The sequence below is a fragment of the Paenibacillus silviterrae genome (assembly GCF_030167925.1).
Lineage (GTDB): Bacteria > Bacillota > Bacilli > Paenibacillales > NBRC-103111 > Paenibacillus_G > Paenibacillus_G silviterrae.
In genome coordinates, this window is record NZ_JASKUT010000001.1 from 3,790,570 (window position 1) to 3,812,009 (window position 21,440).

Annotated in this window: 16 protein-coding genes; 7 read left to right on the forward strand and 9 right to left on the reverse strand. The window is 55.2% G+C overall.

Annotated elements, in window-relative coordinates:
• The first annotated feature begins 237 nt into the window (after positions 1 to 237).
• Together QMO62_RS17400 and QMO62_RS17410 are read left to right on the forward strand one after the other, a co-directional pair.
• Positions 238 to 1,866: an SWIM zinc finger family protein gene (locus QMO62_RS17400; protein ID WP_284642868.1), complete on the forward strand. Its 1,629-nt coding sequence runs from the start codon at positions 238 to 240 to the stop codon at positions 1,864 to 1,866.
• A 23-nt stretch (positions 1,867 to 1,889) separates the two neighbouring features.
• Positions 1,890 to 4,793: a DEAD/DEAH box helicase gene (locus tag QMO62_RS17410; protein ID WP_372516683.1), complete on the forward strand. Its 2,904-nt coding sequence runs from the start codon at positions 1,890 to 1,892 to the stop codon at positions 4,791 to 4,793.
• Between the two features lie 14 nt (positions 4,794 to 4,807).
• Here QMO62_RS17410 and QMO62_RS17415 read toward each other — a convergent pair whose 3' ends face one another.
• Together QMO62_RS17415 and QMO62_RS17420 are read right to left on the reverse strand one after the other, a co-directional pair.
• Positions 4,808 to 6,007, reverse strand: a complete 1,200-nt coding sequence (locus QMO62_RS17415; protein ID WP_284642871.1) for an EAL domain-containing protein — start codon at positions 6,005 to 6,007, stop codon at positions 4,808 to 4,810.
• A 261-nt stretch (positions 6,008 to 6,268) separates the two neighbouring features.
• Positions 6,269 to 7,036, reverse strand: coding sequence for an MBL fold metallo-hydrolase (locus QMO62_RS17420; RefSeq protein WP_284642872.1), 768 nt, complete (start codon positions 7,034 to 7,036; stop codon positions 6,269 to 6,271).
• Between the two features lie 118 nt (positions 7,037 to 7,154).
• Between QMO62_RS17420 and QMO62_RS17425 the strand changes: the two genes are divergently transcribed.
• A complete protein-coding gene (locus QMO62_RS17425; RefSeq protein WP_284642873.1) occupies positions 7,155 to 7,604 on the forward strand; it encodes an Lrp/AsnC family transcriptional regulator in 450 nt (149 codons plus the stop codon).
• 29 nt (positions 7,605 to 7,633) lie between these two features.
• Entirely contained in the window at positions 7,634 to 10,519 is a 2,886-nt protein-coding gene (locus QMO62_RS17430; RefSeq protein ID WP_284642874.1) for an ATP-binding protein, read from the forward strand.
• Positions 10,520 to 10,536: 17 nt separating this feature from the next.
• Here QMO62_RS17430 and QMO62_RS17435 read toward each other — a convergent pair whose 3' ends face one another.
• The 5 genes from QMO62_RS17435 to QMO62_RS17455 all read right to left on the reverse strand — a co-directional run bounded on the left by QMO62_RS17435 (position 10,537) and on the right by QMO62_RS17455 (position 16,028).
• Positions 10,537 to 11,529, reverse strand: a complete 993-nt coding sequence (locus tag QMO62_RS17435) for a metallophosphoesterase family protein (protein ID WP_284642875.1) — start codon at positions 11,527 to 11,529, stop codon at positions 10,537 to 10,539.
• Between the two features lie 81 nt (positions 11,530 to 11,610).
• Positions 11,611 to 11,979: a response regulator gene (locus QMO62_RS17440; protein WP_284642876.1), complete on the reverse strand. Its 369-nt coding sequence runs from the start codon at positions 11,977 to 11,979 to the stop codon at positions 11,611 to 11,613.
• 272 nt (positions 11,980 to 12,251) lie between these two features.
• Positions 12,252 to 13,799, reverse strand: a complete 1,548-nt coding sequence (locus QMO62_RS17445; RefSeq protein WP_284642877.1) for a UDP-glucose--hexose-1-phosphate uridylyltransferase — start codon at positions 13,797 to 13,799, stop codon at positions 12,252 to 12,254.
• Between the two features lie 21 nt (positions 13,800 to 13,820).
• Positions 13,821 to 14,807 (reverse strand): UDP-glucose 4-epimerase GalE, encoded by a 987-nt coding sequence (galE, locus tag QMO62_RS17450; RefSeq protein ID WP_284642878.1) that lies wholly within the window; start codon positions 14,805 to 14,807, stop codon positions 13,821 to 13,823.
• Positions 14,808 to 14,858: 51 nt separating this feature from the next.
• Positions 14,859 to 16,028 (reverse strand): galactokinase, encoded by a 1,170-nt coding sequence (locus QMO62_RS17455; RefSeq protein ID WP_284642879.1) that lies wholly within the window; start codon positions 16,026 to 16,028, stop codon positions 14,859 to 14,861.
• Between the two features lie 187 nt (positions 16,029 to 16,215).
• Between QMO62_RS17455 and QMO62_RS17460 the strand changes: the two genes are divergently transcribed.
• Positions 16,216 to 17,091, forward strand: a complete 876-nt coding sequence (locus QMO62_RS17460; protein ID WP_284642880.1) for an AraC family transcriptional regulator — start codon at positions 16,216 to 16,218, stop codon at positions 17,089 to 17,091.
• Positions 17,092 to 17,095: 4 nt separating this feature from the next.
• On the opposite strand, the gene QMO62_RS17465 is transcribed toward QMO62_RS17460, so the two are convergent.
• Positions 17,096 to 19,132: a sensor histidine kinase gene (locus QMO62_RS17465; protein WP_284642881.1), complete on the reverse strand. Its 2,037-nt coding sequence runs from the start codon at positions 19,130 to 19,132 to the stop codon at positions 17,096 to 17,098.
• Positions 19,133 to 19,260: 128 nt separating this feature from the next.
• On the opposite strand from QMO62_RS17465, the gene QMO62_RS17470 reads away from it, so the two are divergent.
• On the forward strand, positions 19,261 to 19,953 hold the full coding sequence (locus QMO62_RS17470) for a response regulator (RefSeq protein WP_284642882.1): 693 nt from the start codon (positions 19,261 to 19,263) through the stop codon (positions 19,951 to 19,953).
• Between the two features lie 5 nt (positions 19,954 to 19,958).
• Here QMO62_RS17470 and rluF read toward each other — a convergent pair whose 3' ends face one another.
• Complete coding sequence (gene rluF, locus QMO62_RS17475; protein WP_284644971.1) at positions 19,959 to 20,660, reverse strand: 23S rRNA pseudouridine(2604) synthase RluF; 702 nt, start codon at positions 20,658 to 20,660, stop codon at positions 19,959 to 19,961.
• A gap of 235 nt (positions 20,661 to 20,895) precedes the next feature.
• On the opposite strand from rluF, the gene QMO62_RS17480 reads away from it, so the two are divergent.
• A complete protein-coding gene (locus QMO62_RS17480; protein WP_284642883.1) occupies positions 20,896 to 21,351 on the forward strand; it encodes a hypothetical protein in 456 nt (151 codons plus the stop codon).
• Positions 21,352 to 21,440 lie beyond the last annotated feature (89 nt).

The following is a 21,440-nucleotide window of genomic DNA, read 5'->3' on the forward strand; positions in this document are numbered from 1 at the left end:
CGGGTAAATTTGGAAACTTGCCTTTTGCCCCATTGTACTTGGAATCGGATAGCGCTGCAACTTTCTTCGAAAGCGGATACAGTCTGAGCTTCCATGAAAAGTAAATTCATTGTCTTTCGCCGGGCGCTGCTGCATACAATAGACGTGGCGTTCTTTTAAAATGCCAAAAATTCGTCCAAACTAGAATATTGGCATTGTTTTCAAAGGCTGGCGGGGGTACACTAGAAGGATAGACTATTGGCGCGGAGGGCGGTTCTCATTCCCATGCTTAAGCTGCAGATCCCTAAAAACCGAATGAAAGCGCTCATCCACTGGCTGCGTGACGAGTTCGATCCGGACCGGCTGGAGCCCGGCTGGGAGGACTACCATAAGGGCCGTGTGAGCGGAACGGAGCTGCGCCATGGGCTGGAAATCCATGCCCTGGTCAAGGATACGAAGCCTTATGAAGTAATTTTGGACATGGAGAGTCTCGGCAAAAGCGAGTGCAGCTGCACGGAAGGCGCTCACTGCCGACATATGGCTGCCGTTATCTTCTCGTTATATATGTCGTTCGGGCGGCCGGAGCTGCTGCTGCAGCAGCTGAAGAAGGCGATGCTCGTCCGAATCAAGCAGCAGCAGGCAAGGAAAACGCAGGCTCGGCTGGATAAAAAGGCGGCCGATCGGCTGGACCCCCCGAAGCGGAAGCAGAAGCCGGGAGAATGGCAGCGCTATTTCGACCAGCAGTTCTACGGCTTCTCGCTGTCCCAGCAGCATTCGATCGAGCTGTTCCACAGCTCGGTGCGGGAGAAGCTGCTGCCGGTCGCTGCCGAATGGCCTTCCCCGATGGCGGAGCTGTATGAGCTGCACGTGCTCCTGTTCGTCATGCGGAAGATCGAGCAATTTTATCAGGATACGAAAACATCTTATTTATCCTATTATATAGAAACCGGCTGCCGTACGGTGGGCAGGCAGTCCCTCGACCAGCTGCTGGCCTTGATCCCGAGGCTGGATGTGGAGCAGCTGGCGGCAGGGCATGCGGCCGCTTGGAAGGAAACCCTCAGTCTGATCGGGGATTCGGCGCTGTCCGGGAAGGAGTCGCCGCTCTCCTGGTCCACCGTCTACCGGAGCCTCTGGTGGCGGATGGAGAAGCAAGCGGACTGGATCCGGGAGGAGCGAGGTCGCCTGCAGCGGCTGCTCGACAGCCCGGATCTGATGCCGCGGCGCAGGGACGCCCTGCTGCTGGCGGATGCACACTTCGACGTCATGGACGGACGGGAGTCGGAGGCAAGGGCAAGGCTGGAGCGGCTGCACAAGCGTGAAGCGCGGGAGTTTTTCCTGTACCTGCATCGCCGGTATGAGGAAGGGGCTTGGGACTCCATGCTGGCCTGGTTGCGCTGGCTGCTGCCGGCGGTTCAACGGACGCAGCAGGAGGAGCTTCGGCAGTTTTGCCACTACTGGATGGAGGCGGCGAGCCGGCAGAAGGACGACAGCGAGTGGGTCGATGTGATGATCGCTCTGCTGCCGCGCACGTACAACTTTTATACGGCATATTTATTGAAGGCCCGCCGATACAAGGCATGGATTGACCTGCAGCTGTCAAACCGGGTTTCGCCGATGGATTTATTCGCACCGGACCTGCAAACGGTAGAGAAGGAGGATGCTCTCCTCCTGCTGCCGCTGTATTCCCAGGCGGTGGAGCGCTGCATTGCCGAGAAGAACCGGACTGCCTATGCGACGGCCGTCCGGCTGCTGAAGAAGCTTCACTCCCTGTACAGGAAGCTGGAACGGGAAGCGGTGTGGGACGAATACATTCACCGCCTCTCAATGAAATATTCCCGTCTGCGGGCACTGCAAGAAGAGCTGAAGAAGGGGAAATGGATCCCATGAGTGCAGTTAATACAACGGATTCTATGGTCATTGCCGTTCACGTGCGCTGGGCGCCGCAGGGCGGTTTTTTCCTTTGGGGGGCTCGCCCCAACGGGGGCATCTGCGACGCCTACGATCTGCGCGACTGGCTGTTCGCTTGGCATGAGCCGTCGTTCTACGGAACGTTCGTCGACGTGGTCGAGTCACAGAACATCGAAGGGCTGCTGCTGCCGCCGCTGGAGGCGCTGGACTACCTGGTGCGGCCGGGCATGGTGCAGCACCAGCGGCTCGAGCTCAGCCGCGAGCTGCGCGAGCTGCTGCAGCTGGCGCCTCACGTGAAGGAGGCGCTGACGCAGGGCCGCTGCATGCCGGACTACGCCAAGTGGAAGGCGGGCGAGCTCGGCTGGAAGCTGCAGCTGCCGGAGGAGGCCTCCGCCTTGGCGGCGGCGCCTGCAGCGCAGCAGTGGATGGACCGGCTGATCCCGATGTGGATCGAGGTCGACGGCGTCATGCGCGAGAGCCTGGAGCGGCTGGAGCGCTCGTTCCCGCTGCTGCGGCGCAGCCGGGATGCGGCCGACCTGTGGATGGACGAGGAGGACTGGCTCATCTCCATCGGCTGGCAGACGGACGGAACGCCGTTCCGCACATGCCTTAAGCTGGAGGAGCCTGAGGTGCAGGGCAACGCTTGGCCGCTGCGCCTCGTGCTGCAGGATCGGGGCAGCAAGGATGTGCTGCACGAGCTCGAGCCCGCCGTGCTGAACGCGTGGGCGGCCGAGGGCGAAGCCCTGAGCGCCCCGGCGGCGGTGCCCGGCACGGAGACGCTGCCCGCCGCCTGGCGGGAGCACCTCGGCCGCGCGGTGCGCGACGCCGGCAAGTGGCGCCGGCTGCTGCCGTGGCTGGCCGCCGAGGGCGACGGCCTGCGCGGGCAGCTCACGCCGGACGAGGCGTGGCAGCTGCTCACGCAGGGCAGCCTGCGGCTAATGGAGGCGGGCTACTCCGTCTTCCTGCCCGCCTGGTGGGAGCGCATCCGCCGGTGGAAGCCGCGGCTGAAGGCAAGGGTCCGGTCCTCGGTCGGCTCCGGACCGCAGTCCATGTTCGGTCTCACGCAGCTGATGCAGTTCGACTGGAAGATCGCCATCGGCGACATCGAGCTCACCGAAGCGGAGTTCCGCGAGCTGGTGGAGCAGAACCGCCGCCTCGTGCAAATCGGCGGCCAGTGGATCCAGCTCGACCCCGCTCAGCTGGCGCAAATCCAGCAGGTGATGAAGCAGGTGCAGAAGAAGGAGGGTCTCTCCTTCCGCGACGTGCTGGAGCTTCACCTGCTCGGCTCCGTCGAGGGCGAGGAGGAATCCGGCTTCCACCGCGCCCTGCAGATGGAGGTCGAGCTGAACGAGCAGCTGCAGGACATGGTCGACCTGCTGAACCATGTGAAGCGGCCGCCGATGATCGAGCCGCCGGACAGCTTCCGGGGGACGCTGCGGCCCTATCAGCTGGAGGGCATTTCTTGGCTGCTGTTCCTGCGGGAATGCGGCCTTGGCGGCTGCCTGGCGGACGACATGGGTCTTGGCAAAACGATTCAGATGATCACGTATCTTCTTCATCTGAAGGCTCGGCAGGGTGCGGAAGATGGGATAGAAACCGCTGCCCCTTCTCTTCTCATCTGCCCGACCTCCGTCGTCGGCAACTGGCAGAAGGAGCTGCAGCGCTTCGCCCCTGAGCTGCGGGTGTATTTGCACTATGGCCCGGCCCGTTCGAAGGGTGCGGCGTTCGCCGAGAGCATCCGCGGCTACGATCTGGTGCTGACGACCTATACGTTGTCACACCTCGATGAAGCGGAGCTGACGACCGTCGCCTGGGAGTCCATCTGCATCGACGAAGCCCAAAATATCAAAAACGCCTACACAAAGCAGGCGTCCTCTATCCGCAAGCTGACCGGCCGGCATAGGATTGCCCTGACGGGAACCCCTATCGAGAATCGGCTGACCGAGCTGTGGTCGATATTTGATTTTCTCAATCCGGGCTATCTCGGGACGGTCCGCGACTTCACGCATAACTATGTGAATGCCATTGAGCGGACGCAGGACCCCGAGCTGATCGCCAAGGTACAGCGGCTGATTCGCCCCTTCCTGCTGCGCCGCGTCAAGAAGGACCCATCGATTCAGCTTGACCTGCCCGATAAGTACGAATACAAAACGTTCGTCTCTCTTACTTCCGAGCAGGCAACGATGTACGAAACTTACATTCGCGATATGTTCGAGAAGCTCGATACCCTCAGCGTGATGGAGCGTCGGGGGGTAATCCTGTCCGCGCTGACCAAGCTGAAGCAGATCTGCAACCATCCGTCGCTGCTCCACAAGGAGCCGGTCACCGCCCCCTGGCAGGGAAGGTCCAACAAGGTTGAGCGGCTGCTTGAAATGGTACAGGAGCTGCGGCAGGAAGGCGACAAGTGCCTCATCTTCACTCAGTTCGTGGAAACCGGCCATCTGCTTCAGCGAATCCTGGAGCAGGAGCTGGGTCCCCAGGTGCAATTTCTGCACGGAGGAACACCGAAGATCGCCCGTGACCGGATGATCGAGCAGTTCCAGAGCGAGAATCTCCCCGCCTCTGTGCAGCCCGGCATCTTCCTGCTTTCGCTGAAGGCCGGAGGAACCGGCTTAAACCTGACTGCGGCTAACCATGTATTTCATTTTGACCGGTGGTGGAACCCTGCGGTGGAGAATCAAGCGACGGACCGCGCCTTCCGGATCGGCCAGACGCGGCATGTGCAGGTGCACAAATTCGTTACGCTGGGGACGCTGGAGGAGCGGATCGATGAAATGATCGACAGGAAGCTGGGCCTAAGCCAGCAAATTGTCGGAACGGGAGAACAGTGGATCACCGAGCTGTCCACCGAAGATCTCAAGGAGCTGTTCGCCCTCCGCACCGAGTGGGTCGCCCAATCAATCTGACGAATCACCGCTTGTTAGACAACCAAATCAAGGAACAAATAATGCTTCCCCCCGATCGGGCACGAGTACGTCTGCATCGGGCGGGAGCTGTCCAAATCGGTGTAGACCTGCGATAAATTTCCTTGTCGCTGATGATTCATCTGTAGGATGTTCGGAATGAAGTAGGGACGCCAGATCCAGTTTGCGCCCCGATAGCTCGGGTCAATCTCCCAATCGCACCCCTCGCACCTGCTGAAATTGGAAGAGATCTGACGCCCGTCCTCGCGGCATATGTACACTTTGACCACATGGTCCTCCACGCTTTCCAGCAGCTCCTCAATCAGCGAATCCGCATCCGTTTCACTTTCAATGACCGCCTCACCGCTTACCAGATCATTCAGGCTTTCCATCACGGCGAACAAGCTCCGGTGTTTGGCGAGCTCCTGCCTTGTATACTCTGAGAGCTCTTCTTGAAGCATCGCTTCATAAGCAGTCAAGGGCTGAAGAGCGGCTCTTGCCTCGGAAAATAAAAAGCCCTGCACATAGCGCGCGCCTACCTTGAGCGCTTGATGGAGATCCCGCTTCGTTTCCACTCCCTCCACCAGAAGCGAGGAGCCCATCTGAGAGGCAAGGATCGAAAAGGAATTGAGCACCGCTTCGTAGCCGACATGCGTCGCGCTCTTCTTCAGCAGCTTCAGGTCGATCTTCAGGATATGAGGTCTTATGGACGCAATCCGGTCATAGTTGCTGTAGCCGCTGCCGATATCATCGATCGCGATCATACAGCCTGCCCGCCGGTACAGCTCGATTATCGAGGATAGCTCATCCAATCTTCCTTGAAACTCTTCCTCCGTAATTTCAACGACTACGCGGGACGGATCCAAGCCGTGTCTGGCGATATAGTGCAGCGTAGGCAGCTCGCCTGTCGCTTGGAATCGTTGGTAGATCCAGGAAGGCTTCAGATTAATAAACAGCTTCGAGTCCGAACCCGCCTGTGCCATGTATTCGATCGCTCGTTCCCTCAGTACCCGATCGATGGCCAAATGACGCTCATCCGGAATATCCGGATTTTGGAAAAATGGTCCCAGGCTGCGGACTTGGCCGGCCTGCTCCCATCGTCCTAACGATTCATAAGCCACGATTCGCTGCGTTTGCATGGAGACAATCGGCTGAAAATACGGCTTCACCTCGTGCTCCAAAGGAACAGGCACGGTATAACGCGATAGCTCCTTCATTATTTTTCCCCCTTGATGTTCACCTGTGCCCTGCGTCAAAATTCACTACAATGGAAGGAATCATGACATCAGACTAATTGAATTCATTGTAATTCAACAAGGGGGTGTTGGCAATCAGCCACGTTGTTATTTCCGCCCGGAATCCAAATTCAAATCTTCCATCCGATGTTCACTTTGTGTCAGGCTGAGGAAGCCTACTTTTTTATATAGCCCCGAACTTTGATCCAAGCACCTTCATCTAACGGTCTCCTCCCCCTCCGTTTACCTGCTCGGCTGAACATACTCCCGTTCTTCGCCATCCTCGGGGATCCAGACGCGGCTCTCCAAACCCGCCTGCCGCAGATGATGCTTAAGATCCTTGCGCGTAACGAGGCAATGATTCAGTGTGTCCATATGCACTGCCGCCACCTGTGTATACGGTGCATAACGGCATACCTTCTCGACATCCTCTGCATTCATCGTAATCGGCCCTCCTATCCGGAACTGAGCTCCCCCGGCATTCAGAACTGTCAAGTCAGGGCGGTATTGGTCCAATGCCCTCTCCACTTCCTCGCAGTAAACGGTGTCCCCGGCGATATAAATCACAGGCTCTCCCGGAGCTTGCAGCACGAAGCCGGACACCTTGCCCATTCTCGCTCCCACTTCCCCAAAGCCGTGTTCCCCGCCTGTACGGAAGATGCGGATTCCCTTCCATTGCAGCTCTGACGAGATCACATGAATAGGAGCAAAGCCTTGTGCGGCAAGGGACGCCTCGCATTCCTCGGGGCAAATGACGGCTGTCGATTTGGCAATGCTTTGCGCCGCGGCCTCATCCCAGTGGTCCGGGTGCAGATGCGTTACCAGCACAGCGTCCGGCTGCAGAAGCTTCTCGTCAAATTTCGGCAGCGCCACTAAAGGATTTCGGCGCTCATCTGTCGAATTAGAGATAGGGGGATTTACGCCCTGTTCACTCAACATCGGATCCACCAACATGGTCTTGTCACCCGTAACAACGCTAAGCGTTGCATGTCGAATCAATTGCAGCTTCATAATATTCTCTCTCCTCCTCAAATAAAGGTCATGACTTTCATGTATTTATGATAGCTTAGGCATAGGCCCCAACCTATGGTTCAATGAAACAAAACACCTCTCATTCCTTTCACGGTGAATGAGTTATGGCAGGAAAGGAACGGTTGGCATGCTCGACGCAACGGATCGGCGCATCCTTGAGCTTCTCCGGCAGGATGCCCGAAGACAGCATAAGGACATCGGTGAGCAGGTGCATTTGACCGGCCAGGCGGTCGGCGCGCGCATTCGCAAGCTGGAGGAAGCCGGAATCATCGAGGGAGTTACCCTGAAAGTGAACCCCGCTAAGCTGGGGCTTGCCGTCAGCGCTTTAATTACGGTATATATGAAAACCACCAGCTCCCATAGCTCCTTCCAGCAGTGGGTGCTGCAGCAGCCGGGCATCGCCGAAGCCCATCGCGTCAGCGGAGAAGGCTGCTACTGGCTTCACGCGCACACCTCAGATCATGAGGAGCTGAATAGACTGCTGGATGAGCTTCTCCGGTACGGCAATTACAAGGTACAGATCAGCATCGGTCAGATCAAAGGCTGACCTTCTATTAATCGACTAGGTGGATATCTATGAAAATAACCCGTTCACGCATCTCCATGATGTATTTGATTCTTATTTTCACCGTGCTGGCGCTGGTCAGCGTCACCAGCTTCATTGCTTCTAAAAATACAGAGAGGCAATTGAACCGGATTGTGGGTGAAACTATCCCCCTCTCTCATTTGGCCGAGAATATATTATCTAACCTGGTGAATCAGGAAACGGGCATTCGCGGCTTCGAGGTTACCGGGGATGAAGCCTATCTTGAGCCGTATCACAACGGAAGCGCAGCGCTCGAGGCGGACTTGAAGTATATGGAAGCCTTCGAGACGAACTATCCGGAAATCGGCAAAATTATGAGGTATGAGGCTCGTCCCATGATTGAGCGTCTGCGTTTGCATTACGCCTCGCAGCTTAGTCTCGTTCGCACGGGCAACATCGAAACGGCACGAAACCGAATCAGCAACGGGAAAACCGCCATGGATTCCTTCCGCAAGGTGCACGATAAATTAACGGCCGAAATCGACCGGATTACTGCAGAAGCCAACAAGAGCGCACGGGAGGCGGAGCGCAGCGCCCGCACTATCATCTCCATCGGCGGTGCGCTTGCTTTAATCATCAGTATCTTCTCCGCCCTTCTGTTCTTCCGGACGAACCGTGCGGAGGCTGCCCTTCGGAAGAGCGAGGAATCGTTCCGTTTCCTGGCGGAAAGCCTGGAGGCACAGAACGAAGAAATCATCGCCCAGCAGGAGGAGCAGGAACGAACTCTGGAGAAGCTTTCCTTGCGTGAGTACGAGCTTGAGGCAATTAACGGCTTTCAGGAGAAGCTTACCTCCGCGGGAGGGCTGAACGATCTGCTCCAAACCTCGCTGCCAAGGCTTATTGAAGCGTTGCAGCTGGACGCGATCATGGTAGTCATCCGGGAGCCGAACGGGATGTTTGCTGTCCAGCATGCGGTAGGTTATCCTACTAAGCTGGGTCCCGTACTCGAAGAACAATTGTTCGGACCGGCAAGACGCGTCCTTATGGAGAAGCAGCCTATCGAGTGTAAGCGAGAAGCGACGGAGTACGAGAAGGGCTTCCATCAAGGGATCACTTCCGTCATGGATCATTACTTCCCGTTATTCGGGAATGATCAACAGGTGATCGGCTTCCTCCTGCTTACCGGCTATCTTCAGAAAGATAATGAGCAGACCAAACGCATTGCGAAGGGATTAATTCGTCAATTCGAGCTGGCCTTCCTTGCCCAGCAAGTGAACGAAGAGCGATTGCGGCAATCGATCCGGCTGGAGCAGTTGAATCATCAGCTGCAGCAGGAGAAGCTTTTTATCGAGGAACAACGCGATGTGATAGAAAACATCCTCGAATCCACCAATGAAGGTATGGTGCTCTGTGATGCGCGGGGACACCTGCTCTACTCCAATCAGCGCATGAAGGACTTCTTCGGGAAACAGGATCAGAATGGGAAGCATCTGCTAAGCCTCATTCAAAATGTACAAATTCAAGATCAAACCTTATCCCAGGTCACCGCCTCGATCGGCAGACTGCTGCGCGGCGAGCAGGAACGATTGTCCGAACGGTTCTATTTCACAAATCGGGAAGAGGACGGCCAGCTGAGACATCTCGAGCTGTATGCCACTATGGTGGGCAATAACCGTGGAAGTGAGGAGCCCTCTTACCTGTTCGTGTTCCGCGATCGAACCGAGGAAGAGAAGGTCGATGAGATGAAGAATGAATTCATCAGCATCGTATCGCACGAGCTGCGGACACCATTATCCAGTGTGCTTGGGTTTGTTGAGATAATGCTGCACCGGGAGCTGACGCCGGAGAAGCGCAAGCGCTACATGGAAACCATATACAAGGAAGCCAACCGCCTATCCAAGCTCATTAATGATTTTCTGGACCTGCAGCGTATGGAGTCCGGAAAGCAATCATACCATTTCTCGCCGGTGGAATTTAACGGTTTGCTTCAAGAGGTGGCTGAGCAGTGGAAAGGCAAGCAATCGCACGAGATTCACCTTGACGCACCGAGAAGTGAGCTTTGGGTTCGCGGGGATGCGGATCGCCTGAAGCAGGTGGTTCATAATTTGATGAGCAATGCAATCAAGTATTCTCCTCAGGGAGATCGAGTCGATATCCGAGTCGTTCAAACGGACGGCAAGGTACAAATCTCCGTTCAGGATTACGGTTTAGGCATTCCGGAAGAAGCGCGAGGGAAGCTGTTCACGAAGTTTTACCGGGTAGATAACTCCGATCGCAGACAAATCGGCGGTACCGGTCTCGGCCTATCCATCGTGAAAGAGATTATAGAAGGACATGACGGACGCATCTGGTTCGAATCGGTGATGGGAGCCGGGTCTATTTTCACACTGGAGCTTGAACTCACTCAGGTCCAAAATGCCGAGAACGCTATCCTCGTCATTGAGGATGACGATAATTTGGGAGACCTCATTCAAGTTGCATTGACTAAGTTTGATTGTCCTTTTCTGATCGTCCGCTCCGCCGAGGAGGCTATCCTGGCTTTGCAGCAATGCAAGGAAAAGGGGCCCCGATTATGTATCGTCGATATTCATCTGGAGGGCGCACAAAGCGGCTGGGATTTCATAAGCGAGCTCTACCGCCACCCCCGCTATTACCGTACGCCGGTTATCGTCTCCACCGCACTGGAGCCTCCTTCCCACTATCATGAGAAGGATATGGAGAAGTTCCTGCGCAAACCGTTCTCGATGGAGAAGCTTGTCCAGGTGGCAGAGCAGCTTCTGTCGAGCACCGACAGCGCTCCGGCTTATATTTTCCCGGCTCAGGACGAGATTGCCGTCACCAGCTCATTGAATGAAAAGGGCATTGAGATTGAGGGGATTACTCGAAGCGAGGATGTCCTGCGTGTGGAGCCCAAATCCAGAAAAGAATCGTTGTAAAGAGAAACCGGCCCTGACTAGGGGCCGGTTTTGTTTTGAAGAGGAACCATGTAGTCTGCTCCCGTGATCCAGGAGTGCCGCTTGAAGCTGCGGCCGCGAATGCTTACCTCATCGGGACTTACCTGAACGACGATGCCTTCGCTTTCATCCTCGCTTTCAGCGTACGGTTCACGGGCTGCTTTGAAGGGTTCCCTCACGGAAGAGCTGTTCACCATAGTGACGCGGTCGCCGCGAATCACCATGTCAGGCTTCTCCAATTCAAAATGAGTATGCCCGGAAAACAGCAGCACCTGCGGGTGCTTTCGAAGAATAGAACGAAGCTCCTCTAGCTGCACGACCCCTCTCTCGCTGCTGCCCGAGACGGTACCCTGCAGAGGCTGATGCAGGAAGAGGAACACAGGTCTTTGCGGATCCTTCTGCGCATCGTCCTGCAGCTTGCTGCGAAGCCAGCCCAGCTGCTCGTCCGAAAGCCAGGCATCCTCTCCGTTGCCGGGATCGGACTGACGATAGCGCTCCGAGCCCAGGAATATGAAGTGATAACCTTGAAGCCAGCGATCATAATAGACGCGCGGCTCCCCAGTCAACTGAAGAAAGCGCCCGATGGAGGCTTCCTCCGTCTCTCCGTTCGGAAAGCTTGCCTCACTCCATTGCTTGCCGCGATGCCATGCTTTATAAAATTCATGATTGCCGATCGTATAGAATACATAAGGCCAATGCAGATGTGCTGCGATGGTACGCTGTACAGTCGAGTAATCCTCAGGAAACCCGTTGCCTGTGTCCCCGTTCACAATCAATGCGCTTGAACCCGGTGCCGCCTTATGTAAGTCCTCCAAAGCCTGTCTGAACCTGCGAACGGATTCCTTGTCCCAGCTTTGTACGTGAATATCACTGATCACAGCGAAGGTCAACCGCGGCTTCCCCAGGGACTCCGCCATTACCGCTGGCGGGGCTGTTAATAAGACGGCAAGTAACAGAAAGAACGATAGGGCCGGTACTAAGCTTCGTTTCATAGCTCCTCCTACGGAAGGGAAACATCTTTAGTACCTTTTAATATGGCAATCCCGCCCTGATCTTATGCCCTTCCGCTCCTCCTATGCTCCCGGTACGACGCTGCTCACAATGCTTCGCATTTCATCGATATCAAACGGCTTGCTCATATATCCCAACAGCCCAAGCTTCTGGGCTTCCTTTATCAGACTGCTTTCCATATACGCCGTCATCATGACGACAGGCGTCGGAATCCCCTTATGCCTCATGCAAGTCAAAAGCTCAAGACCGTCCATACCCGGCATTTTGAGGTCAAGCAAAGCAATGTCCACCTGCGTCTCTTCCATATACTTTAGAGCGACATGTCCTTCGGCGGTATCGAAAACCTCATGCCCATCCGCCTCTAATGCTACTTTAAGCAGCAGACGGATACTATACTGGTCATCTACGATAACGATGTGCTTATTGCTCAACGATGGTTCCTCTCCTTGTATGTCAAATCCCTGTCTGGAACATGAAGTATAACAGAAGAAGTAAGAAAAAGTTGCCGCAACCTGTCACGTGCTTGAAATCATTCACCGGTTGGTGCCGCTCTGGCCTAAGCTCCTTTGGCCCTTATCCCCCATGCTCGGAAGATATGCGGGAGGAGTTGGATCGTGTGCCTTGAACTCATGCAACGAAAGCCCCGCAAGCGTACCGCCCATCGTTATGAGGGGATCGCCCGCGGGGCTGCTAACTTAAAAGCTTATTCGAATCCAAGCTGTTTCAGGAATGCCCGGAAGCCGCTTCGACCCTGCTCATCTCGCTTATAGACGCCCGCATCCCGCAGCACGTCGGAGAACTTCGTGCCGACCTCGCTCTGAAGGAGCTGCCTTGCCTCCTCTAGATCGACGCTGCCATAACGCGACTGAAGCTCCGAAATCCATGCGCCATGCTTATGCAGCGAATGTTCCTCTGCTTGAACCGCCGCGGTCTCACCGCTTACGAGCAGCTGAGCCAGCTCCTCAAGCTCCTCCTTCAGCCTGCCCGGCAGCACGGCCAAGCCCATCACCTCAATCAAGCCGATGTTCTCTTTCTTGATGTGATGCAGCTCCCGATGCGGGTGGAAAATACCGTCCGGATGCTCTTCGCTCGTCCGGTTATTACGGAGCACCAGGTCCATCTCGTATTCGCCGCTCGTATTGTTACGCGCAATCGGCGTTACGGTATTATGAGGTGTCCGCACGCCGTCCTTCTCCGTATAAGCGAAGATGTCACAGGCCGGATCGCTGTATTCCTTCCACGTCTCCAGAATGCTCGAAGCCAGCTTCAGCAGCTGCACCCGGTTATGGCTTGAAATGCGGATGACCGACATCGGCCACTTCACGATACCCAGCTTCACACCGGCATAGTCCGGATGGGTAAACGACGCTTCTACCGGCGCCTTCTCCATCGGGAACTTATGCTTGCCGCCCTGGAAGTGATCATGGTTCAGAATCGAACCTCCTACAATCGGAAGGTCTGCATTCGAGCCGATAAAATAATGCGGAAACTGTTCAACGAAATCGAGCAATCGCTCGAAGGTTGCCCGTGACATTTTCATCGGGCGGTGTTCCCGGTCAAATATGATACTATGCTCATTGTAGTACACGTACGGCGAGTACTGAAAGAACCAAGGATCCCCGCCGAGCTGCAGAGGTATGACCCGAAGGTTTTGCCGGGCCGGATGATTCAGCCGGCCTGCATAGCCGACGTTGTCGATACAGAGCAGACATTTGGGATAGGACGCCGCCGGCGCATTTTTGAGCATAGCGATTTCCTTCGGATCCTTCTCCGGCTTGGAGAGGTTTACGGTAATCTCCAGCTCCCCATATTCCGTGGGCGCCAGCCAGTACAGGTTCTTGTTAATCCGGTCCATCCGGATGTAGTTGGAGTCGATACACAGCTTATAGAAGTCATTGGTCGCATTCTCTACGCCGACCTTTTTCCCGGTGACCCAGAAGCGACCTGCCACCTCCGACTGCCGCGGCATCAAATACCCCATAATCCGGGCGTCGAGCAGATCGCGGAGCGTCGTGTTGTTGTCCTCCAGAATGCCGGCTTCGGCAGCATAATCCAGCAGCGGCTCCAGCAGCTCCACAGGTGTTGCCGCAACAGGCTCACTTACCTCGCCGCTATACGGTTCTGCGATCCGCAGCAGATCGAGCAAGCCGTTCCTCGCAGCATAAACATCCAGCGGCTCGATCAGCTTATTATGAAGAGCAAACTGAAGCAGCCTTTCGATCCCGTACGCTGCCTTCGTTACGTTATCCATTTCACGTACCCCCTGCGATGCTTATTTGCCGTAGCCGTTCGGATGGGCTTGGTGCCATGCCCACGCGGATGCAATGATCTGTTCAAGCCGATCCCGCTTCGGGTTCCAGCCGAGCTCCGCCCGTGTACGATCCGAGGAGGCGACCAGCGTAGCCGGGTCTCCCGCACGGCGAGGCTCTACCACAGCGGGGATCGCATGGCCCGTAACGGTGCGGGCGATGTCGATGACTTCCTTGACCGAGAAGCCTTTACCGTTGCCAAGATTGTACACGCTGCTTTCACCGCCGGCGCGAAGCTTCTCCACCGCCAGAATGTGCGCATCGGCCAAATCCGACACGTGAATGTAATCGCGAATACAAGTCCCGTCCGGCGTAGCGTAGTCGTCACCGAAGATCGAAATATGCGGGCGCTTGCCCAGCGCCACCTGCAGAATGATAGGCACGAGGTGCGTCTCCGGAGAATGATCCTCACCGATCTTGCCGCTCTCATGAGCCCCTGCAGCATTGAAGTAGCGGAGAGAGACGTATTTGATGCCGTGTGCGGTATCGAACCAGCGCATCATTTTTTCCATAGCCAGCTTCGTCTCGCCATAAGCATTCGTCGGCAGCGTACGATCCGTTTCGAGAATCGGAATGTTCTCCGGCTCCCCGTAGGTTGCGGCGGTCGAGGAGAATACGATTTTGCCGACGCCGTACTCGTTCATCTTCTCCAGCAGGCACAAGGTGCCGTATACGTTGTTGTGATAATATTTGCCGGGATTCTGCATGCTCTCCCCGACCAGCGAATTGGCCGCGAAGTGAATGACCGCATCGATCTCATTTTCCTTAAACACCGTATCCAGAAACGCCTTGTCGCGAATATCGCCTACGTACAGCTTCCCGCCAAGCACCGCCTCACGGTGGCCCTGCTCAAGATTATCGACAACAACTACTTCCTCGCCCTTCGCCAGCAGCTCCGCTACCGTATGGGAGCCGATATAGCCTGCTCCGCCCGTTACCATAATTGCCATGGTCCCTCTCTCCTCTCTCTTATCCGAACCTGTCCCCTTGAAAAATCAGGCCTACAGCTCCTTCACGCCATCGCCGATATCACAGACATAGAAGTCCGCTGCCAGCCCTGTATGCTCCGTATATTGACGACCGACCTCTTCGATGAAGCGATCGACGCTGTCTTGATGCACGAGCGATACGGTACAGCCGCCGAAGCCCGCTCCGGTCATACGGGAGCCAAGCACCCCAGGAATCGTGCGGGCCGCAGCTACCATGGAATCCAGCTCGTGGCCCGTCACCTCGTACAAATCGCGCAGCGAATCGTGGGAAGCATTCATCAGCCGGCCGAAGGCTTCCAGGTCGCCCTGCTCGAGTACACGCATCGATTGCAGCACACGGTCGATCTCTTCGACAACATGCTGTGCCCGGTCCCTTACGACATTATCAGCGATCAGCTGCTTGCCGGCATTGAATTGCTCCAAGGAGAGCTGCCCCAGAAGCGTAATATCCGGGTACTTCGCCTGCAGGTCCTTGACGGCCTGCTCACATTGTGCACGGCGCTCGTTATACTTGGAATCCACCAGCCCGCGCTTCTTGTTCGTATTGCCGATCACCAGCTTGTATTCTCCGCTTTGGAACGGAACATGCTTGTATTCCAGCGTATCGCACATCAGGAGAATCGCGTGGTCCTTCTTGCCGTTCGCAACAGCGAATTGGTCCATGATGCCGCACTTCACACCGATGAATTCGTTCTCGACCTTCTGAGACAGCAGGGCAATCTCCACCGTATCCGTCTTCTCTCCCGCCAGAGTGAGCAGCGCATAAGCGGTCACCACCTCGATGGATGCCGACGAGCTCAGACCTGAGCCGTTCGGGATGGCACCGCTGTAAAGAATATCGCAGCCCTTCACCTTCACGCCGCGCTCCTGCAGCTCCTGGATAATCCCCTTCGGGTAATTCATCCATTCATCCTCTTTGGCATTTACGAGATTTTGAATGGAAATATGTTTGTGTAAGGGGAAGTTTGTCGAAGCAAAGCCTACCTGCTCATCGTCCCGCTGCCGGACGATCATCGTCGTACCGAAGGTCAGTGCTGCCGGAAATACGTAGCCGCCGTTATAATCTGTATGCTCACCGATGAGATTCACGCGGCCAGGCGCATGAAAAACCCGGATCGGATGTGTGCTTTCCTCACCGTACAGCTCTAAGAAACGTTGTTTCAAAGCTTGGATATCTGCCATGTAGGCACCGCCTTTTCCTAATATCGAATCAACTTGCTTCCTATGCCTTCAGTATAGTCTCACCGTCTCCTTCAAGCTATGGAGCGATGTCAGAACCACATGGAAAAATGTTAGATTTTCTATGGTAAGCCTTCGCAAATGGCATGGTATAATGTTAGATACCTATGAGGAAAGGCAGGATCGTCTTATGAGCACAACTCCCCCACTCAAAAAAAACGAAAGCTATTTTGTCGTCTCAAACCCCCAGCCCCGGGAGGAGGGGGAGCTTTCCGTTCTTTTCACCGGCTACAGCCAAACCAAGCCCGGACATAAGCCCGGGCCGAAGGTCGTCGACTATTATTTGCTGCATCATATCTTATCGGGTAAAGGCACCTATACCTGCCAGGGGCATACCTACGAGTTGGGCCAAGGCGATAGCTTTCTCATTGAGCCCGGCAAGCTCATTAATTATATGGCCGATCTCGCCGACCCATGGCACTATCGCTGGATCGCCTTCGAGGGCAAGCAGGCCGAATCTCTCCTGCAGGACATCGGGCTCAGCTCAGGACAGCCCGTTGTGCACACCGGCCGCAAGCGCAGCATTGCTGTCCTGTACCACCAGGTACAAACGGCGTTTCAATCGCGCAGCTCCCAGGCAAGCCTGAAGGCGAACGGCTATCTTCATCTGCTGCTCGCCGAATATGCCGAAGCGCTTCAGCCGCAGCAGGGCGCCGCCCCCCAGATGACCTCGGGAGGCGACCGGACGGTTCAGCAGGCAATCCATTACCTGCAGACGCAGTATGCGGAGCCGATTACCATTGAGCTGATGGCCGAAACGCTCGGCTATAACCGCGCCTACCTGTCCACGCTCTTCAAACAGCATACCGGGCTGACCCCGGTCACCTTCTTGCTGCGGCTACGCTTGGATAAAGCGAGACATCTTCTGCGCGAGCGCACCGAGCTCACCATGGAACAGATCGCTTCGTCGGTCGGCTTCCAGGACCCGCTCTATTTTTCCAAGCAGTTCAAACGGCTGTATCACATTTCTCCTTCTGCCTACCGCGATTCTCTGAAGAAGCTGTAGCCGCCTACTTTTCCTTAATCAACGGAAGCAGGAAGGAGATGCAGGCCCCCTGCCGGACGCGGCTCTGCGCCCAAATCCGGCCGCCATGATAATCAATGATTTCCTTCGCGATCGATAGCCCGAGACCACTGCCGTCACCTGAGGTATTGCGGGACTTGTCACTTTTGTAGAAACGGTCGAAAATATACGGCAAATCCTGCGGATCGATGCCCGTTCCGTTATCCTGTACCTGCACTACAAGGGAGTTCTCGTCCACAATCAAGTGGAGGGCGATGGTCCCTCCCTTCGGTGTATGCTTCATCGCATTATAGATCAGATTGGTCAGCACCTGATCGATTCGATCCACATCCAGTCTCAGCATTTGCTGCTCATCGGGGAAAGGCGGCCTGGTGACAACCGATTGGAACAAGAAGCCTGCATTACTGACCTCAAGCTCATAGCGGTCCTCGAAATAGCGTACAAACTCCTCTGCCGGCACCAGCTGCATATCAAACGCCAGCTGCCTCGCTTCCAGCTTCGAGAGCTGAAACAAATCGTTGATGAGCCGATTCAGGCCCGTAATCCGGTTATGTATGATGCGCAAATACTTATGCTGCTGCTCCCCTCCGGCAACGACGCCGTCCAGCAGCGCCTCGACATATCCCTGAATGAGCGTCATCGGAGTACCCAGATCGTGCGAGATATTGCTGAGCAAGTGCCTTCTCGACAGCTCCAGCCTGGCCAAATCCTCATTGGTTCGCTCCAGACTGGAATTGGTTCTTTCGAGCTCCGCCGTACGTTCCCGAATTTTCTGCTCCAGGCCGCTGTTCATTTCTGTCATTTGGCGGGATAGCAGCTCCACTTCGGAGAACGCTTTGGCGAATTTGACGCTTAAAATAAAGGAGGTCATAATCACCAGCACGATGAGTCCGTAAGAAGTGATTTCACCAATGGAGATCCACTCGTTATAAAATAAAATGTCTATGACAACGGTAATGGTATAGACAATCAATCCGATCAGAGCGAACGTCGCTCCATCCCTCTTGCGAAGTTTAGCGAGCGTTACGCTGTAAAGCAAATAAATCGACAAAGCGATGGTAAGAGCTTGGTACCATGGCGTTGAATAGGTGTAATATTTCGATGGAAGCATTAGCACCGCCAGAGAGAAGGCTATGCCTAATCCCACCGAGAGCCTCGCTACGCTTCGATGAACCTCCTGCGGATACAGGGCTTGGACGAACAGCACCGCCGCAGGAACCCCCAGATAATAGCAGAGGTACTCGGTTCGTAATACGGCGTTCCATGGAAGCTGCTCAAAAAAAACGTAGATAATCCCTTCGCCGATCAACGCAGCACGAATCCCGATGAGGATGCAAAAGAAGCCGAAATAGAGCGAGCCCCGCTCCTTCCTCCGGAGCACATACAACCCCAGATGATGCGTCCCCATAGCCAGCATGGCACCGATTAGCAGCATTTCGAGAAGGATGCTTCTCCTGAAATCTCCTCCCAGCACAGCCGCACTGCCAAGATACACCGTCTTCCAGATCCCCCCGAGCCGGTGCTCATAATTCGAAACCTGAATCACAACATCGATCGAAGATCCGTTATTGGCAAAATAAAGCTCCCTCGCCTGTACCTGCGGCACGGATTCCGCAGGACTTGTCCCCACCTGGCCGTTTCCCTCCATCGGTACGCCGTTGATCCAAACGCGATACGCCGTACGGATGAAAGGAAGATGAACGGCGAGCGGCGATGTGGAATCATCGATAAGAACAGATAATCGATAGGTGGCGTATCCTTCCCCTCCCCGCTTCGTTCCGTCGAAAGTCCGTGCGTTCCAGGAACCGGGCACCTGAATCCATTGCGGCGCCGAGGGCGTCTTGCCTTCAAGGAAGTCGGCAGGCGTCAGCAGATGTCCCCAGTAAAAGCTCCACTCCCCCTTCAGCGGCAGCTTCCCGATCTCGGCAAACCGGTATCCGCGCAGATCCAGCGTGCCTTGCACCGCCTGCGGGACAAGGTCGTTTGTCCTATTTTCGAAAAATTTATATCCAGCCGTTGTCACAAGGAAGAAAACTATGGCGAAACCTAGCCCAAACCATTTATAATAGGAGTATAATTTGGAAATGGATACCACTTTCTTTCATGTTTAAATACATGCGCCGCCTACTTCAACCCGAAGGAGAACCGCTAATGTCGGAAGAAAAAATTTTAATCGTCGATGATGAACCTGAAATTGTGGAATTGATCCGGCTTTATCTTGAAAAGGAAGGCTATGAGGTCATCAGCACCAATAACGGAACACATGCGCTGGAATTGATGCGGGTGCATCGGCCGGATTTGGTGATTCTAGATATTTTGCTTCCTGAGATGGATGGCATAGAAATTTGCAGGCAGCTGCGTAAGACCTACAATACACCCATTCTATTCATCAGCTGCAAGCATGAGGATATGGATATCATTCTGGGATTCAGCATCGGCGGAGACGATTACATCACGAAGCCCTTCAGCCCGGGACAGCTCGTCGCCCGCGTGAAAGCGCATTTACGCCGCAATCAGCTGATCGAGCAGCATAAAGAAGACTCCCAGCAAATCTCCTTCCCCGGTCTTGATATCGATCTGCTCAGCCGGTCGGTACGTGTGGACGGGAAGCCGGTCCTGCTCTCCTCCAAGGAGTTTGATCTGCTTGTGCATTTAGCGAAGTCGCCGAACAAGGTCATTCCCATCGAGCAATTGTACCGCATGACTTGGGGCGTCGACAGCAACGGCGATACCCGTACCTTACTTGTTCATATCAGCAATTTGCGCAAGAAGATCGAGGCCAGCCCTACCGATCCGAAGCATGTCTTAACCGTACGCGGAATCGGATACAAGTTCAACGGCTAACCGAGCTACTGCGCCTCGTGACCGACGAGCTTCATCAAGCGTTCCAGCTCCTGCGGGTCGAGGTCTCTCCACTTCCCTACCGGCAATTCGGCCAGCTTGATGTTCATGATGCGCACTCGCTTCAGTCGTCTCACTTCGTAACCGAAGGCGGCACACATGCGCCGGATTTGCCGGTTCAATCCTTGCGTGAGGATTATGCGGAACACCCGCTCCCCGAGCTGCTGAACCTTGCACGGCTTCGTAATCGTCCCCAGGATTTTGACTCCGCTCGACATTCCTTTCACGAACATCGGCGTAAGGGGCTTATCCACCGTAACGATGTATTCCTTCTCATGCTCGTTCTCCGAACGCAGAATCTTGTTGACAATATCGCCGTCATTGGTGAGAAGAATGAGTCCTTCCGAGTCCTTGTCCAGCCGTCCGATGGGAAAAATACGCTCTTTATGCCCAACGAAGTCCACAATATTGCCCCGCACTTGCCGCTCCGTCGTGCTGGTGATGCCGACCGGCTTATTCAGCGCGATGTAAACGTGCTTCTTCTTCACGCCGATTCTCCGTCCGTCGACGCGCACGTCATCGCCTTCATTAACCTGACTGCCGAGCTCGGCCTTAACACCGTTAATCGTGATTCGCCCGGATTCAACCAGCTTGTCCACTTCACGCCGGGAGCAGAGCCCCGTTTCGCTTATAAATTTATTAATCCGCATGATTGTCGTCACTTTCATCTAGGGTTTGTCCTCATTATATCACGGCGAAGGTTCGATACAAAAATATCCATCCCATTGCAGCTGCCTTACGCGGTGTCGACTGGTGTCGTATGCTAAGACCATCGACTTAAAAACGGCAAGCCTCGGTTTAGGCTTGTCCCTTGCCGGGTAAGGAGACGTACCCCGACATAACGCGGGGCGCTTGACCAATTCAATCGAAGGAGTGTTGCATCCGATGAACACGAGAAAGACGCTGCCGACGATGACCAAGCCGTTTGCCCATGTACACAGCACATTGACCGCTTTGGGCTTTACCGAAGCCCCTTGCCGGGAGGGCTGTCTTTACGAAATTTTGTTTCGCGACCCGCTCACACAGCAGCAATACCCGTTCCGTATCCTCACCCAAACCCGCGATGACGGGCAAACGGAGGTACATCTAGGACAGGCTGGGTTCCATTCGAAGGATAACGTGCCTTCGGAAGCGGAGGACGCGGCCAAAGAAATGCTTGGAGAGCTTATCGCTTACTTAGCCAACGACCCCGGCAAACGACGAAAAAGATCTCTTCAGCACACGATGAACAGCATGGCCAGCTCGGAGGAGGACGTTGTCCGTCTTGGGAAGGTCATGTCCAATATGCCTACGAACAGCCAAGTCCGTGAAAGCGGCATGGTGCCTGACCCGATTCAATAATAACCATCCTTGCGATGGGCTCTTTACGAAAACTCCCCTATGCAGAGGCTTCGGTTTGTAGACCGACTCCCGCCTAGCGGGAGTTTTTT